The 14186-nt window shown below is 71.1% G+C and carries 10 protein-coding genes; 3 read left to right on the top strand and 7 right to left on the bottom strand.

The window, feature by feature from the left end; translation table 11 throughout:
- The 5 genes from AB0I52_RS27645 to AB0I52_RS27625 form a co-directional block, all read right to left on the bottom strand.
- On the bottom strand, positions 1-3102 hold a 3102-nt coding region (locus tag AB0I52_RS27645; protein ID WP_363077051.1), incomplete at its 3' end, for an amino acid adenylation domain-containing protein.
- 113 nt (positions 3103-3215) lie between these two features.
- Positions 3216-4481: a glutamate synthase-related protein gene (locus tag AB0I52_RS27640; RefSeq protein ID WP_363077049.1), complete on the bottom strand. Its 1266-nt coding sequence runs from the start codon at positions 4479-4481 to the stop codon at positions 3216-3218.
- Entirely contained in the window at positions 4478-5494 is a 1017-nt protein-coding gene (locus AB0I52_RS27635; protein ID WP_363077047.1) for an asparagine synthetase A, read from the bottom strand. Before AB0I52_RS27635 ends, AB0I52_RS27640 begins: the two co-directional genes overlap by 4 nt.
- Positions 5491-6879, bottom strand: a complete 1389-nt coding sequence (locus tag AB0I52_RS27630) for a methylaspartate mutase (protein WP_363077045.1) — start codon at positions 6877-6879, stop codon at positions 5491-5493. Before AB0I52_RS27630 ends, AB0I52_RS27635 begins: the two co-directional genes overlap by 4 nt.
- On the bottom strand, positions 6876-7328 hold the full coding sequence (locus AB0I52_RS27625) for a cobalamin B12-binding domain-containing protein (protein WP_363077043.1): 453 nt from the start codon (positions 7326-7328) through the stop codon (positions 6876-6878). Before AB0I52_RS27625 ends, AB0I52_RS27630 begins: the two co-directional genes overlap by 4 nt.
- Before the next feature lie 262 nt (positions 7329-7590).
- Between AB0I52_RS27625 and AB0I52_RS27620 the strand changes: the two genes are divergently transcribed.
- Together AB0I52_RS27620 and AB0I52_RS27615 are read left to right on the top strand one after the other, a co-directional pair.
- Positions 7591-7872 (top strand): hypothetical protein, encoded by a 282-nt coding sequence (locus AB0I52_RS27620; RefSeq protein ID WP_363077041.1) that lies wholly within the window; start codon positions 7591-7593, stop codon positions 7870-7872.
- A gap of 143 nt (positions 7873-8015) precedes the next feature.
- Complete coding sequence (locus tag AB0I52_RS27615) at positions 8016-8228, top strand: MbtH family NRPS accessory protein (RefSeq protein WP_363077039.1); 213 nt, start codon at positions 8016-8018, stop codon at positions 8226-8228.
- 212 nt (positions 8229-8440) lie between these two features.
- On the opposite strand, the gene AB0I52_RS27610 is transcribed toward AB0I52_RS27615, so the two are convergent.
- Both AB0I52_RS27610 and AB0I52_RS27605 read right to left on the bottom strand, forming a co-directional pair.
- Positions 8441-9367 (bottom strand): ornithine carbamoyltransferase, encoded by a 927-nt coding sequence (locus AB0I52_RS27610; protein WP_363077037.1) that lies wholly within the window; start codon positions 9365-9367, stop codon positions 8441-8443.
- Positions 9368-9464: 97 nt separating this feature from the next.
- The gene (locus AB0I52_RS27605; RefSeq protein WP_363077035.1) at positions 9465-10826 is read right to left on the bottom strand and encodes an AAA family ATPase; all 1362 of its coding nucleotides are present in this window, start codon (positions 10824-10826) and stop codon (positions 9465-9467) included.
- A gap of 591 nt (positions 10827-11417) precedes the next feature.
- On the opposite strand from AB0I52_RS27605, the gene AB0I52_RS27600 reads away from it, so the two are divergent.
- Positions 11418-14108 carry a BTAD domain-containing putative transcriptional regulator gene (locus AB0I52_RS27600; RefSeq protein ID WP_363077033.1) on the top strand — a complete coding sequence of 897 codons (2691 nt, stop codon included), beginning with the start codon at positions 11418-11420 and terminating at the stop codon, positions 14106-14108.
- The last annotated feature ends 78 nt before the right edge of the window (positions 14109-14186 follow it).

Here is a 14186-nt window from a genome sequence, read left to right as displayed (position 1 = left end):
ATCCGTCGCATACTCGATCGTGATGTCCAACCCACCCGGCCGACCATCCACCCCACGATGCTCCGCGAACGAGAACGTCACGTCGAACTTGGCGAATCGCAGCCAGGTGAACTCCGACTCGGTGTCCAGGTCGCCGGCGACGAGTGTCGGTGTGTCCGCGTCGGTCAGCGTCAACATCACCTGGAACAGCGGGTGCCGGGCCGCCGAGCGGTCCGGGTTGAGGGCCTCCACCAGTCGGTCGAACGGCAGGTCCTGGTTCCCCCATGCGGCGAGGTCGGTCTCCCGGACCCGGGTCAGCAGCTCCCGGAAGCTCGGGTCACCACTGGTGTCGGTGCGCAGGACCAGGGTGTTGACGAAGAAGCCGACGAGGTCGTCGAGCGCCTGGTCCGTACGGCCGGCGATCGGTGAGCCGAGGGGGATGTCGTGCCCGGTACCGGACCGCGACAGCAGCGTCGACACCGCCGCCTGGGCCACCATGAACACCGAGGCGCCCGACTCGCTCGCCAGCTCTGCGAGCTGGGCGTGGACGGCCTCGGAGCAGTGCACGGTGTGTGTTGCGCCGCGGTAGGAGGCGACGGCCGGTCGCTGCCGGTCGGCGGGCAGGGTGACTTCCTCCGGGAGTTCGGCCAATGCCTTTTGCCAGTAGTCGAGTTGGTGTGCGGCGACGCTCTCCTGGTCCGCGGGGTCACCGAGTATGCCGCGGTGCCAGAGGGCGTAGTCCGCGTACTGGGCGGGCAGCGCGTCCCAAGCGGGGCGCTCACCACGTGAGCGGGTCGCGTACGCGGTGCTCAGGTCGCGCATGAGCGGCTGGTAGGACCAGCCGTCGGAGACGATGTGGTGCATGACCACCAGGAGTACGTACTCGCGCTCGCCGAGACTGAACAGCCGTGCGCGGAACGGCAGATCGGCTGCCAGGTCGAAGATGCGCTCGGACTCGGAGGTGAGCAGCGCGGCGACGGTGTCCTCGGTGGCCGGGGTGACCGGCAGTTCGACCCGGACGCTGTCGGCCGGCAGGATCCGCTGGTAGGTCTGTCCGTCGGCCTGGCCGAACACGGTGCGCAGGCTCTCGTGGCGTCCGGCGACGTCGCTGAACGCCGATTCCAGGGCGGTGGCGTCGAGTTCGCCACGTACCCGGACGGCGAGCGGGATGTTGTATGTCGCGGACGGGCCCTCCAGCTGGTCGAGGAACCAGAGCCGTTGCTGGGCGGCCGAGAGCGGCAGTGGTTCGGGCCGCTCCTGGGCCGTCAGGGCCGGGCGGGCGGACTCGCCGCCGCCGGTGGCGACGTATTCGGCGAGCAGGGCCACGGTCGGGTACTCGAAGAACTGCCGCAGTGTCAGCTGGACGTCGAGGACGGTGCGCACCCGGCTCACCAGCCGAGTGGCGAGCAGTGAGTGGCCGCCGACGGCGAAGAAGTCGTCGTCGATGCCGATCGACGGCAGGCCGAGGGAGTGGGCGAACAGCCCGCACAGGACCTCCTCGACGGGGTTGCGCGGGGCCCGGCCGTTGGGGGTCGCGCCGAGGCGCGGGGCGGGCAGTGCGCGCCGGTCCAGCTTGCCGTTCGGGGTCAGCGGCAGGGTCCCGAGGGGGACGACGGCCGAGGGCACCATGTACTCGACGAGGTGTTGGCCCACGTGGCGCAGGAGTTCGGCCCCGTCCAGGACCCCCGGCTCTGCGGGTACGGCGTAGGCCACCAGGCGCTTGTCGCCGGGCCGGTCCTCGCGGACGATGACCGCGGCCTGGGCGACGGAGGGGTGGCGGACGAGCACGGTCTCGATCTCGCCGAGTTCGATGCGGTTGCCGCGGAGCTTGACCTGCTGGTCGGCGCGGCCCAGGAAGACGATCTCGCCGTGCTCGTTCCACGCGGCCAGGTCGCCGGTGCGGTACATGCGGCTGCCGGCGGGTCCGTACGGGTCGGCGGTGAACCGTTCGGCGGTCATGGCCGGCAGCCGGCCGTAGCCCTGGGCGAGGTGCGGTCCCGCGACGTAGAGTTCGCCGGCTTGGCCGGGGGCGGTGTGGCGCAGTCCGGCGTCCAGGACGTACATGGCGGTGTTCGCCATCGGGATGCCGAGGTGGAGCCGGTCGAGGGTGCGCACCTCGGGGGTGAAGGTCTGGTAGCTGCAGAAGACGGTCGCCTCGGTGGGGCCGTAGACGTGCACGATTGTGGTGTCCGGGCAGTGGTCGAGGGCTCGTTGGAGGGCGACGCCGGACAGGACGTCGCCGCCGGTCCAGATCTCGCGCAGCTGCCGCAGCCCGTCGATCGCCTCGCCGGCCATGGCGTCGAAGAGGGCGGTGGTGAAGTAGGCGGCGGTCACGTCGTGGCGGGTGATGGCCTCGGCCAGTTCACCGATGTCGATCTTCGGGGCGGACAGGATGACGGCCAGTCCGCCGCGCAGCAGGGGAACCCACAGTTCGTAGGTGGAGGAGTCGAAGGGCAGCGGCGAGTAGGCGAGCACCCGCTCGTGGGCGGCGGCGCCGAAGCCCGGGTCCAGGGCCAGTTCGACGACGTTGCGGTGGGTGTTGACGACGCCCTTGGGCGTGCCGCTGGAGCCGGAGGTGAACATGATGTACAGCGGCTGGTCGGGGTGGACCGTGATGTCGGGTGGCGTGGGCGCGCTGCCGGCCGTGGCGCTGTGGTCGTCGAGCCGCAGGGCGGGCAGGTCCGCCGCGAAGTCCGTCTCCCCGGCCTCGCGATCGGTCACCAGGAGGGTGGCGCCGGTGTTGCCGAGGATCCAGCTGAGCCGCTCCTCGGGCTGGCGGGGGTCGAGGGGTACGTAGACGCCGCCGCTCTTCAGTACGGCGAGGACCGTGATGACGTAGGCGAACGAGCGGTCGAAGAGGAGGCCTACGGCGTCGCCGGGCTGTACGCCCTCGGTGACGAGCCGGTGCGCGAGTGCGTTGGCCGCACCGTCCAGCTCCCGGTAGGTGAGGCTGCGGTCCTCGCGGACGAGGGCGACGGCCTGCGGGGTGCGGGCGGCCTGCGCGGCGAAGAGCGTGTGCAGCTCACCCTCGGGAAGGTCCTCGGCCGTGTCGTTGTACGTGGCGACGTGCGCGGGAACGCCGACGCCGAGGGTGAGGGCGGGGTCTGCTTGCGGCTGGGACATCTCGACACCTTCTTGGTAGCTCGGATCTCGTGGTCTCGCGGCGTGCCGGGAGACCGACGGAGCCACGGTGGATGACGTGCGGATGGTGCGAAGTCGTGTGGTGGGGAAGGGAGTCAGCCGGTGCGGGATGCTGTCGCGGCGTCGGCGGGCAGCAGGATGTCGTCCGCTTCCAGGGCGTTCGCGTGGTATTTGCCGACGGAGCTGATCAGCAGCCGGAGCTCCAGGGCGATGCTCTCGGCCAGCCGGACGAGGCCGGCGTCGGCGTCCTCGTCGACGGCGAGGAGCGCGGCCCGGCCGAGGCCGACGGCGCGGGCGCCGAGCGCCAGCGCCTTCGCTGCCCGGCCGCCTTCCCAGATCCGCCCGCTGGCGAGCAGGCAGTGGTCGGTGGGCCCGATGCGGGTGAGGCACTCGCCGAGCGGGAGCCCCACCTGGCTGAGGAAGCCGGTCGGGGCCCAGGCGGTGCCGCCCTCGGCTCCGTCCACCGTGACGGAGTCGGCGCCGGCCGCCCAGGCGGTGGCGGCGGCGAGGGCGATGTCGCGGCCGGGGTGCAGCTTCACCCACACCTTCACGCGGGGGAAGTTGTTCCGCATCAGCCGGATCTGCTGGCGCAGGATCTCCTCGGTGAAGGTGCCGGGGCTGCTGATCCGCAGGACCGAGTCGCTGTCCGCGCCGAACACCTCGTCCAGGGCGTACTGTTCGGCGACCCTGCCGCCGGCCTCGCGGCCCAGGACGGTGAGACCGCCGAGCCCCGGCTTCGCACCCTGGCCGACCTTCAGTTCGAAGGCGAGCCGGCCGGTGGCGAGCAGCGGTTCGGAGACGGGGTCGCTGTAGACCAGGTTCCACACCTCGGCGTCCGCGTCCTCGGTGGACTGCTGGACCACCACCCCGCCGTGCTCGTCGTCGGCGGCGGCGGTGTAGGCGGCGATCCGGCCGAGCAGCGGGGAGGCCGCGGAGTCGGAGGCGGCGCGGTAGCCGTTGACCGGCACCACGTTCTCCCCGATGACCATCGGGATGCCGAGCTGTCCGGCCTGCCGTCCGGCCGCCTCGCCCAGGTCGTGGCTGGCGACCCGGGTCGAGCCGAACGCGGACACGTACAGCGGCAGCCGGGAGGCGAACCCGCCGACGGACGTGGTGAGTTCGACGTCGGTATACAGCGGTTCGCGGGCCAGGTCGATGAGCTTCTTCAGCCGTTCCGGCATGAACACCGGGGGCACGATCCTGGCGCGCTCCAGCACGTCGTACGGGTCGTGACCGGCCGGGATCGCGCCCAGCAGGCTGCTGCCGTAGGACTCCAGGGCGGGGAAGACCGCCGCCGCTCCGGCCCTGGCCCGGTGCCGCACCCGTTCCTCGGGGAAGCCTTCGGCGCTCAGGATGCTCATGCCGACACCACTCCGGGGAGCTTCGGGTAGGCGCTGGCCTCCCAGGCGGCGGTGCGGCCGGTGACGTACCGGGTGAAGCGCTCCAGGCCGATGCCGAAGCCGGCGCTGGCGGGGATGCCGCGGCGGGCCAGGTCGAGGTACCAGCCGTACTTCGCGGGGTTCTCGCCGGTCTCGCGCATCCGGGTGACCAGGGCCGCGTAGTCGTGTTCGCGCTCGCTGCCGCTGGCCAGTTCGCCGTAGCCCTCGGGGGCGATCAGGTCGAAGTTGCGGAGGATGCCGGGGCGTTCGGTGTCCTCCTGGTCGTAGAAGCCCCGCGAGCCCTTGGGGTAGTCGACGACGAAGAACGGGCGGCTGGTCTTCGCGGAGAGGATCTCCTCACCCTCCCAGTCGATCTCGGCACCCGGGTCCTGCGGGTGGCCGAGCGCCACCAGGTCCGCGGTGGCCTCCTGGTGCGTGGTGCGGGCGAACGCCCCCTGGACCACTTCGCGGAAGGCGTCCCGGTCCCGGCCCAGGAGCTCCAGATCACCCGGCATCTCGCGGACGATCTGGTCGACCACGTGCGCCACGAGCCGCTCGGCGAGCTCCATCGCGTCCTCGCGGCCGGCGTCGCGGATCTCCACGTCTATCTGGTGGAACTCGGCGAGGTGGCGGTGCGTGACGGCCGTCTCCAGCGGTTCCAGGCGCACGTTGGGAGCGATGTAGAAGATCTTCTCGAAGGCCAGCAGCGATGCCTGCTTGTAGAGGATCGCGCTCGTCATCAGCTTGTACTTGTGGCCGTAGAAGTCGATGTCCACCTGCTTGGAGCCCCGGATGCCGGGGTCGGTGACCGGTCCGATGACCGGCGGCAGCAGTTCCTGGAACCCCTGCGCGGTCAGGAAGGAGCGGGTGGCGGCGAGCATGCGGCTCTGCACCCGCAGCGTGGCGCGGGTCGGCTCGGCCATCAGGTGCTGGTCGGGAGAGGCCGGGAACGCGGGCGCGATGCGGCCGAAGGGCTCGGCGATCGTACTGGTCATGGTGCTACCTCCTGGGTGTGCTGCCGATGGGCTGCCGGGCGTCGGGCCGCCGGGGGAAGCGGGGGGCGGGAGACGGACGAGGGAAGGGTGCGGTCGTGGCGGCGCTGGACGAACGACAGGGCGTCGAACAGCCCGGCGGCGGTGAGCCGGCGGCCGCGGTCGCGGACGGGGCCCAGCGGCATCGCCCCGATCTCGGACCAGGCGAGGCGGCCGGACCCGTCGATGAGACTCCGGGAGCGGCCCGCGTTGTCGGGGTGGAGGCAGAAGGGGACGTCGAGGTACCCGCGGGCGAAGGCCTTCAGCAGAGCCTGGCCCAGGTCGTCGTCGAGGTTCAGCACGGCGTCCACCAGGGCGCGGGCCTCGGCGTGGACCGCGTTGTCCGCCGGGTCGGTGCGCGGTACCGGAACGGCCGCCGCCCGGTGCCGGGACGCGGCCCGCGCGGCGACCCGCAGGGCCTCGACGTTCTCCGTCACGGTCGGGATGCGGTGTGCCTCGGCGGCCGTCTTCACGATCAGCCGGGCCGCCCCGGTCTCCACGGCCAGCTCGGCCGAGCGCTCCAGGAGATCCAGGGAGCCGCGCCGGGTCTGCGGGTAGAGACCCATATAGGTGTAGAGGACGATGTGCCAGTCGGTGTCCGGCAGGAGTTCGCCGGCCAGCCGGCGCAGCGCGTGCACCGCGTCGCGGTCCTGCGCCGCGTTGGTCTGCTGGGCGTAGCTGAGCGAGATGCTGCGCAGCCCGGCCCGGTGGAAGAAGAGTGCTTCCAGCGCGCTGATCGCGACGAGGAGTCCGGGTGGGCAGAGCTGGCCGAGCATGCAGCCGCCGAAGGTCTCCAGGTGCGGTTCCGCCCCGGTGCCGCGCAGTCCGGCGAGGAACTCGCAGCTCTCCTGCCAGTTGCGTACGGAGTCCAGGAGCGGGGTGCGCCCGTAGGGCAGGCAGTAGGAGACCGGGCCGCCCTCCGTCGCGTCCAGGCCGAGCCGGGCCAGTGCGGTGACGATGCGCTGGGGGCGCGCCGACCCGTGCCGGATCTGGACCGGGAAGCCGGCGTCCCGGACGCCGTCCAGGACCCAGCGCGAGGTGTGGGGGCTGTAGGAGGTGATGGGGAATCCGTTGAGCGGGACGCCGCTGTTCAGCGCGCGGACCGCGGACGCCTCGTCGCTCACCCGGGTGTAGCTGTCGATCGTCATGGTGCCGACGACCGCGTCGGCGGCGCCTTTGGTGGCCAGCAGGCCGGCCCGCATCAGTGCGGGGTCGGAGAAGCCCATGCGGGGCTGCACCACAAGGGCGCCGCGGCCCTGGGCCTCGGCGACGAAGCGGCCGAAGGAGAGCGGGCGCCGGTGCACGGTGGTGCGGCTCTCCGGGGCTGCCGCGAGGACCGGCGGGGTCATCGTTCCACCTCTCTGGGCAGTGAGCCGACGTAGGACTCGAAAGCGGTGAGATCGACGCCGTCCTGGAAGACCGCGTCGAACCCGGCCCTCCTGAGGACATCGGCCTCTTCCTCCCCGCCGCCGGAGACGCCGAGCTTGCCGCCGATGACGGCGGGCAGTCCGGTCAGCTCCCAGCGCGACCGGATGGCCCCGATCAGCGGCTGGGCATCGTTGAAGCCGTGTCCGTTGACGCTGCTGACGACCAGCAGGTCGGGCTGGAACTTGCAGCAGGACTCGACGATCTCGTCCTCGGGCACGCAGGAACCCAGATTGACGACCTTGTGCCCGAGGTCTTCGAGCAGCAATTGGATGTAGATGAGATTCCAGGTGTGCGCATCGGATTGCAGTCCGGTGACAACAACATCCAGCGGCCCGGATCGATGACGAGCCGCCCATTCCGCAGGCTTCATTGTTCGCTTCGTCCACATCATTGGATGACAGGGGGAGAAAGAGGTCCAGGCTTGACCTGAACTTCCTTCCGGCCACCACCGTAGATTCGCCGCGAAGCCGATTCCGGCGTGACCGGCGGCAACTGGGCGGCAGGACGGGAGCAGTTGGCCGACAGCCCTGTGCCGGGCGGGCGGCGGGGCGTGAGACTGGCCGGACTGCGCCCGCAGAATTCACCGCCCGGCCCCGTGCACACCGCCGGCGAAACGACCGAGGAGTCATGACATGGCAGAGACCGGCCACAGTGTCCGTGCGGCGGACGTGCTCGCGGACGTCCTGGCACAGGTGCGGGAGAGGGTCGACCGCGGGGAGGCGCTCGGCGAGGCGCAGATCGCCGTGCTCGAAGCGGCGGTGACCATCGTCCGTGCCGGTCAGACCGGGTTCGAGGTCAGGCCGGCGGAGCGTTCGGAGCTGGTGCGCGAGGCGCTCGGCGCGGTGCGCGCGGCGACCGTGGCCACCGGGGTCGCCCTCACCTACGCGCATCAGACGGCCCGCGTGCTCACCTGATCCCGCGCTCCGTGATGCCGCCGATCTGCCTGGGCTTCTGCCCGGCGAACCGGCCCGCGGCTCCTAGCCTTTGATGCAGGCGAAAAGAAATCAGTCCGACCCGACGACCGAATGCATACCTTCGTCAAACCGAGGTGGAAATCATGGCAACCAACCCGTTCGAGGACCCTCAGGGCCGCTATGTGGTGCTGGCCAACGAAGAGGGCCAGTATTCGCTGTGGCCGGCCCGGATCCAGCAGCCGGCGGGCTGGGAACTGGTGAAGGACGAGGGCAGCAAGCAGGAGTGCGGCGAATACATCGAGGCGAACTGGACCGACATGCGGCCGCGTTCGGTCGTCGCGGCGATGAGTGGCTGAACCCACGGTTCCTCCCGTGCCACAAGGGCGGGTGCGCGGCGCATTTCGCGTCTCGTACCCGCCCTTCCCGCATGTGCGCGGAGAGGGCGGGGCGTGCGTGGAAAGGGCGGGCGTACGCACGAAGCTCCCGGCAGCCACGGGGTTCTCGATGGGAACCCATGGCTGCCGGGAGCTTCGTCGTCGGCCCGGCCCGCCGAGCGCGGGTCGGGCGGTCAGTCCTGGACGCCGGCGACGCACCACTCCAGGACCGCCGCGGCGGCGGTCATCTTGTGGTGGGCCTGGCGCCAGGCCAGGCTCGCCGGGCCGTCGAGCACCTCGTCGGTGACCTCCTCGCCCCGGACCGCGGGCAGGTCGTGCAGGAAGACGGTCCGCGGGCCGCCGAAGCGGTCCAGGAAGCCGCGGTTGATCTGGAAGCCGTCGAAGTCGCTGAGCCAGTCGGGGTTCTCCTTCGTCACGCCCATGGTCTGCCACCGGCTGGTGTACACGGCGTCCACCGGGCCCTCGACCTCGTCGGGCGTCACGATCTGGGTCACCAGGGCCTTGCCGTCGCTGAGTTCGGCCGCCAGGTCCAGAATGTCCTTCGGTACTTCGTAGCCCTGCGGGCACAGCAGGGTGAGGCGCAGGCCGGGGGTGAGTGCGGCGGCGAGCGCAAGGGCCGCGCCGGAGCTGTTGCCCTCACCGACGGCGAGGAGGTGCAGACCGTCGAGCGAGCCGAACCGCTCGGTGAGCGTGGCGAGATCGGCGATCGCCTGGGTCGGATGCTCGTCCAGGCTGAGGGCGTTGACGACGGCCAGGTCCTCGCTGCTGCCGAGCCGGCGCATCTCGTCCACGTCCCCGTTGGTCCGTACGACGAGGGCGTCGAGGTACTGGCCGAGGACCCGGGCGGTGTCCTCCACCGTCTCGCCGGTGGTGAGCTGGAGTTCGTTCGGACCGAAGGTGATCACATCGGCGCCGAGCCGGGTCGCCCCGCTCCAGAAGGACGTACGGGTCCGGGTCGAGGACTTGCGGAAGTAGAGGCCGACCTGGCGTCCGGCCAGCGGCTTCGGCACGATGCCGTCGCGGCCGAACGAGACGGCACGCCGGACGAGGTGGTCCAGCTCGGCGGGCGTGAGATCGGCGAGCGAGAGCAGATTGCGCATGGGTGGGGTGCCTTTCGCGAGGACGAGGACGGGACGAGGACGACGGTTGGGAGCGGGACGGGAACGAGAGCGCGGGACCGGACCGGGCGGGCCGCCGTCAGTCGACGAGTACCGGGACGAGAGCGGCGGGCGCCGTCTCCCGCTCCGCCGCGAGCACCGCACGGACCAGGTTGAGCACCGTGAAGCCCACCGAGTCACCGGCCGTGGCGGGCAGCCGGCGGATCAGGCCGCGGACCAGCAGGGCGTGCACGTCACGCGCGGTCCCGGCCAGCGAGGTTCCGCAGACGCGCGCGGCGTCGTCCACCGACCACGGGTCCTCCAGGGTCGCCAGTGTCCGGAGCAGGGCGGCCGCCTGCGGGGCGAGCCCCGTAACGGCGGCGGTGAGCCGCTCGCTCAGGGTGGGGCCGGCGGCGGGGTCGGTGGGCGTGACGCCGTCGAGCAGGACCAGCGGTGTGGTGCGGGCGATGTCCAGGAGCTGCTGGGGGGAGTACAGGAGCAGCCACGAGGCCGCGGCCTCCAGTGCCTGCGGCATTCCGTCCAGCGCCCGGCAGATGTGGGCCACGGTGGTGACGACGGCGTCCGTGGGGAGGAAGTCGGGGCGCATGTAACTGACATGGGAGAGCGTCAGTTCGACGGCGTGCCGGTCCGCGACGAGGGTGTCGCCGGCCGCCTCGACGGCCAGATCGTCGGCGGACGGCACCGCGAGCGGCGCCAGTGGCAGCAGCCGCCCACCGGGCAGCTGCACCGGCCGGTCGGTGGTGGTGAGTATTTTCAAGCGCTCGCAGGCACGCAGCAGACTCAGCAGCCGAGAGGTGACGGCCGGTGACACATCGTGACCGTCCAGTACGATCAGGGTCGCCTTGGATCCGATGAGTGTGGCCAGCTCCTCGAATTCCTCGCCGTCGCGGACGAGCGCGCGCACCCAGCCGGCCACGGTCGACTGCGGGCTGCGGGGAGCCGCTTCCGCGGTCTCGGCCGAATCGTCGAGGGAGACCCACAGCACCGGAACCCGGTCCCGCGCGTGAATGAGGGAGGCGGCCTCCTGGGCGAGCCGCGACTTCCCCACGCCCGGCAGGCCCACCAACGTCAGCAGACGCTCGTGATCCGTGCTCAACCGGGCTGTCAGCGCCTCCAGTTCCGGGCGCCGCCCCACCAGCGGACGCAGCGCGGGAGGCGGTGTGGCGAGGTCCGCCCCGTAGATGTCCTGGAAGACCCGGCCCACGGCCTTCGCGTCGACGGCGAGTTCGAGCTCCACGCGTCGCGCGTCACTCAGCCTCATGGCATTGGCGAGGAGCTTCAGTGTTTCCCTGCGCGGGTGCTGGACCCTCCCCAGCTCCAGGTCTCGAATGGCCCGTACGCTCACCGTGGAAAGCCCCGCGAGCTGTTCCTGAGTGAGCCCCGCACGTCTGCGCGCATTCTGCAGCAGAGCGTCAAGCCCGGGTGCAGGCTGGGAATTCATCATTGTCTCCTCGGTCTCCACTTGCTCAGAAAATGCAATAGCCGGTTGCCCGGCCTCCCAGGACTGTCCGGAACGCGCGCCCGGGACCGGGATCTTTCCGGCCCGCTCACGCTCCGTACTCTCCGTGGCAGCGAAGGCCTGCCGTCGATGAACAGCTTCCATCGAGCCATTCCCGAAGTCTTCCCGGTGCAGTACCGCGACTTCCTTCACCCAGGGGCTACGATCGCCTCGCGCCTGGGTAGAGCTGCGGGTGGGCAGAGCTGAGGGGGAGGATGCGTGTCTACAGCGGAAGAGGTTCGTCTGCGTTTCAACATTCTTGGCCCGATAGAGGGGTGGTCGAACGGAACGCGGCTCCGGCTGGGGGGAGTCATCCAGGAGCGAGTTCTGGCCACTCTGCTTCTGGAGCCCGGAAAGGTGCTTCCGGTTTCCCGGCTGGTCGAGGCGGCCTGGGACGAAGAACCGCCGCCGACAGCGCCCCACCAAGTACGCAAGGCGGTCGCGGATCTCCGAAGGCGGATACCGGGGGGTGCCAACGTCCTGCTCACCGATGGGCCCGGCTATCGCGTCGCCGACGAACAATGCGATATCGACTTGGCTGAATTTGGCCTACTGATCCGGAAAGCGAAGCTGACGGCGTCCGAGGGCCGTACGGCCGAAGCCGCCGAGATATTGCGTGGTGCCCTCGCCCTGTGGCGGGGGCCTGTTCTGTCGGGCGGCGGTGGTCCGGTCATCGAGGCCGCGTCGACGTCCATCGAGGAGCGCCGGCTGACCGCGGCGGAACAGCTCTTCGACCTCCACCTGGGACTCGGCGAGGCCTCCGAACTCGTCGTCGAACTGAGGGAACTGGTTCAGCAGAACCCGTTACGCGAGTCCCTGCGCGGCCAGTTGATGATCGCCCTGTACCGGTCCGGGCGGCAGGCCGAGGCGCTGGAGGAGTACGGCAAGGTGCGCGAGCTCCTCGTGGAGGAACTCGGCATCGATCCCGGCCCCAATCTGACCAAGCTGTACGAGGGAATCCTCCGGGACAGCCCCGAACTGGCCGGGCCCGAGCCGACGGCCGCCCCGGTCGTGTCCGTGGCCCTGCCCGCCGACCCCCCCAGCACCCTCCCGTACGACCTCGCGGACTTCACCGGACGGGACCGGGAACTGGCCGAGATCCTGCGTGCCGCCAAGGAAGGCGGTGAGCAGGGCCCCCAGATCGTGGCCATCGACGGCATGGGGGGCTGTGGCAAGACCTCGCTCGCGGTGCGGGCGGCGCACCGGCTCGCGCCGGAGTACCCGGACGGCCAGCTCCACATAGACCTGCGCGGGTACACGCCCGGCGACCAGCCGGTGACCGCGGGCATGGCGCTCGACACTCTGCTGCGGGCCCTCGGCGTCCCCGGCAACCTCATCCCCGACGACGTACCCGCGCGCACCGCCCTGTGGCGGGCCACCCTGGTCGGCAAGCAGCTGCTGATCCTCTTCGACAACGCGGCGGACGCCGCCGCCATCCGCCCGCTCCTGCCCGCCTCCCCCGGCAGCCTGATCATGGTCACCAGCCGTGCCCGGCTGGTCGATCTGGACGGAGCGCGGTGGATCTCCATCGGGGTGATGCCGCCTCAGGACAGCGCGATGCTGGTCGCCGAGACGCTCGGTGCGCAGCGCGTAGCCGCCGAACCCGAGGCGGCCGCCGAGCTCGCGCAGCTCTGCGGCCATCTCCCTCTCGCCCTGCGGATCGCCACCGCCCGGCTGCGCAACCGCCCGCGCTGGACCCTCCAGTACCTGGCCGAACGGCTGCGCGACGAGACCCGAAGACTCGACGAGCTCAGCTCGGGCGCCCGCAGCGTCTCCGCCACCCTGCGCCTGTCCTACCAGGCCCTGGACGAGGAGTGCCGGAACGCGTTCTCGACGCTGGCGCTGCACCCGGGCAGCGACATGGACATCCACGCCGCCGGCGCGCTGCTCGGCACGGGCGCCCGGGACGCGGAAGACCTGCTGGAGATGCTGCTCGACGTCCATCTCGTGCAGCAGCCGGAGATCGGCCTCTACACCTTCCACGACCTGGTCCGCAGCTTCGCGCAGAGCCTGCTCGTCGAGTCCGCCGAGGACTCCGGTGCGGTGGAGCGGCTGTTGGGCTACTACCTGACCGCCACCGAAGAGGCGTGCGATCTCCTCTACTCCGGGCGGCGCCGGCGCAGCACCGGCATCCCGCCCTCGACGGCCGAGATGCCCGACCTCGGCACCGCCGAGCGGGCACGCAAGTGGTTCCTGCGTGAGCAGACGGCGCTCCTCGCGGCAGTCACGCTCGCCGAACGCAAGGGCCACGACCGCTATGTGGTGTGCCTGTCGCGCAATCTCGTCTTCCAGCTCAACGACCTCGGTCTCCTGGAGGACTTCGGCGAGCTGAGCCGGGTCGCGGTCGCCGCCGCCGGGCGGTTGCAGGACCTGGCGCTGCTGGGGGTGAGCCTCTCCAATCTGGGCGTCGCCTGCTGGAAACTCGGCCGTCTCGCCGAGGGGCTCGAAGCCGCCCGGGAGAGCCGGGACGTCGCGATCCGTCTCGGCGACCTGCACACCCAGGCCCACAGCGAGAGCATCCTCGGCCAGTTCAACAGCCTGCTCGGCGACTTCTCCGAGGCCCTGGGCCACATGGAGACGGCGATCGCGCACGAACGCGACCTGGACATGCCGCGCGCGGAGGCCGAGAGCCTGACCATCCTGAGTACGCTCTACGAACAGTGGGGACGGTACGAGGAGGCGCGGGACGCCGCGCTGCGGTCGGCCGAACTGAGCCGGCAGCTGGGGCAGCACGAGGGACTGCCCGGAGCCATCACCGACCTCGCCTTCGCCCATGTCGGCCTGGGCGCCTACGAGGAGGCCGACCGCTGCCTGGCGGAGGCCCGCGGACTGTACGGGGACGCCGGCAACGAGGTGAACCTCGCCCTGACCCTGGCGCTGTCCGCCGATGTGGAGAACCTGCTGGGCCGGCCGCCCCGGGACCCGGACCAGGCGGAGCGGGCCCTCGACATGATGCGTACGAACTCCTCCCCCCTGCGCCGGGCCAAGGTGGAGAACGTGGTGGGCCGGCTGCGCCGGCGTCAGGGCGACATGGCGGCGGCGCTCGCGCTGCACACCCATGCCCATGAACTCGCCTCGTCCCTCAGCTACCGCATCGAGGAGGCCTACGCCCTCGCGGGCATGGCCGACGCCCTCGGTGACACGCCGGACGCGGTCCGGCACCGGGCCGAGGCCGAGAAGCTCTTCGCCGAGATGGGTGTGCTGAAGGGGCATCGTCGCGGCTGACGGCCGGCCGCCGCAGCGGCATCCCGTCACGGCACGTCGTCCCACCGCCCCGGAACAGCACCGCGCCCCGCACCGTGA

The organism is Streptomyces sp. NPDC050423, assembly GCF_040655445.1.
Classification (GTDB): Bacteria; Actinomycetota; Actinomycetes; order Streptomycetales; family Streptomycetaceae; genus Streptomyces.
This window is presented reverse-complemented; position numbering and strand designations above follow the sequence as displayed.